General features: G+C 69.2%; 1 protein-coding gene and 1 pseudogene. Both read right to left on the bottom strand.

Annotation, left to right across the window (positions count from 1 at the left end; genetic code table 11):
- Positions 1 to 109: pseudogene (locus tag DMC61_RS42065) on the bottom strand (acyl carrier protein); the annotation flags it as partial.
- Positions 110 to 211: 102 nt separating this feature from the next.
- The coding region (locus DMC61_RS40905; protein ID WP_305022626.1) for a 3-oxoacyl-[acyl-carrier-protein] synthase III C-terminal domain-containing protein at positions 212 to 747 on the bottom strand (536 nt) is incomplete at its 5' end.

The raw sequence follows: 747 nt of genomic DNA, 5'->3' as shown, positions 1-747 counted from the left end.
GGTCGTCGGTGAAGGACTTGTCCAGCTGGACGTCCTCAACCGGGATGCCGGCGATCTCGTTCACGATGTCCGCGAGACCGGCGACGATCTCTTCCTGAGTGGCGGCCATGATGGCGCTCCTTCTTTGTTGTCCAGAGGGTGTGGCGGCCCGCCGCGTCGCGACGGGTGTTGCTGCTCTCCCTGCCGGACCGTGTGATCCGGCACGGAGTGCCTAGGGGAGGGTAACGACCGTCGCGGCGTAGACGAGACCCGCCCCGAAGCCGATGACGAGCGCGGTGTCACCGCTCTTCGCGTCGCCCGTCGCCAGGAGCCGCTCCATCGCGAGCGGGATCGAGGCGGCCGAGGTGTTGCCGGTGGTGCGGATGTCACGGGCGACCGTGACGTGCTCCGGCAGCTTCAGCGTCTTCACCATCGAGTCGATGATCCGCACGTTGGCCTGGTGCGGGATGAAGACGTCCAGGTCGTCCGGGCTGATCCCGGCCGCGTCCAGCGCCTGCTGCGCGACCTTCGCCATCTCGAACACGGCCCAGCGGAACACCGCCTGGCCCTCCTGCGTGATCGCGGGGAACTTGACGTTGCCCTCGCTGTCGAGCGGGAGCCCGGAGACGTCGCCGCTGCGGAAACGGTCCCAGGGGATCGTCTGCTTGATCGTTTCGGCCTTGTCGCCCTCCGAGCCCCAGATCGTCGGGCCGATCGCCGGCTCGGGCGAGGGGCCGACCACGACCCCGCCCGCGCCGCCGCCGAAGA

This window comes from Amycolatopsis sp. WAC 04169, from assembly GCF_003947535.1.
GTDB classification, from domain to species: domain Bacteria; phylum Actinomycetota; class Actinomycetes; order Mycobacteriales; family Pseudonocardiaceae; genus Amycolatopsis; species Amycolatopsis keratiniphila.
This window is presented reverse-complemented; position numbering and strand designations above follow the sequence as displayed.